Consider the following 1,232-nt stretch of genomic DNA (forward strand, 5'->3'; position numbering starts at 1 on the left):
TGATCTGCTTTAATCAAACAGGACACTTTAATAATGGAATATAATCCAATTATTGAGGTGTTAAATGACAAAACGAACAAACAGAAGTTACACAGCAGAATTTAAACAAGAAGCTGTGGCATTGGTAACCGAGCAAGGTTACAGCGTACCTAAGGCAGCAGCGTCTTTAGGTATCACAGATAAATTACTTTATAACTGGAAAGCTAAAGTTGAAGCAGAACAATCTGGTGCCAGTTTGAATGCTGATGAGCGGGCTGAGCTGTTAAGGCTTCGCAAGGAAAATAAAGAGCTAAGGATGGAAAAAGAAATTTTAAAAAAGGCCAGCGCCCTCCTGCTAAAAGAAACCAAGTAACGTTTAAAACGATTAAGCAGTTATCCTCGGTGTTTCCCGTGGTTAAGCTCTGCAAAGTGATGAAAGTAAGCCGCAGTGCTTATTATGCTTGGCTTAAGCGGCCAGCAAAAGTAATTACTGTAGAGCAGCTTAATTTATATCGAAAGGCCAAGTATTTCTTCAAGAAAAGCAGAAATAGCTTAGGCTACCGAGAGCTTAGAAAGAAGTTACGCAGTGAGGGCTTTAGCGTCAGTGATTATGGCGTTCAGAAATTAATGGCAACACTTGGTTTAGTCGTTACTCAACGAGTGGCATACAAGGTAACAACCAAGCGTAAACACAGTGATGCCGTTGCTGATAATCTTTTGAATCAGAACTTTAATCCTGTTGCGCCAAATCAGGTGTGGGCTGGTGATGTGACTTATCTAAGAACTGGCGAAGGTTGGATGTATCTGGCTATCGTCATGGACTTATATTCACGTCGTATTGTTGGTTGGCATATTGATAAACGCATGACGACTGACTTAGTTAGCAAGGCGATGATGAAAGCTTATAACTTACGGCAGCCACCAAAAGGCTTGGTGTTTCACAGTGATAGAGGTTCACAGTACACCAGTAAACAATATCGACAATTACTATGGAGTTATGGCGTCAGAGCCAGTATGGGCGATGTCGGTGCGTGTTGGGATAATGCGGTTGTTGAACGATTCTTCGGCAGCTTAAAACATGATTGGCTGTTGAAAGTTCCGCAACCAACTCGTGAGCAAATGAGAAATGATGTGGCAGCGTATATGCGCTATTACAACTTAGAGCGACTTCATACTGCTAATGGTGATCTATCGCCAGTAGAGTATGAGCAAAGTTCCTTAAGAAAAGTGTCCTGATTTAGTTGTGCAGAACA

Annotated in this window: 1 protein-coding gene; it reads left to right on the forward strand. The window is 41.6% G+C overall.

The annotated features are described in order from the left end of the window. The first annotated feature begins 64 nt into the window (after positions 1-64). Positions 65-1,215, forward strand: a protein-coding gene (locus tag CWB78_RS18215) for an IS3 family transposase (RefSeq protein WP_138596817.1) whose coding sequence is annotated in 2 segments (ribosomal slippage) — positions 65-335 and positions 335-1,215 — 1,152 coding nt in all. Because the reading frame shifts where the segments join, the coding sequence is not laid out codon by codon here. The last annotated feature ends 17 nt before the right edge of the window (positions 1,216-1,232 follow it).

Origin of the sequence: Pseudoalteromonas sp. S1612 (genome assembly GCF_005887175.1) — a bacterium.
In the GTDB taxonomy this organism is placed as follows: domain Bacteria; phylum Pseudomonadota; class Gammaproteobacteria; order Enterobacterales; family Alteromonadaceae; genus Pseudoalteromonas; species Pseudoalteromonas undina.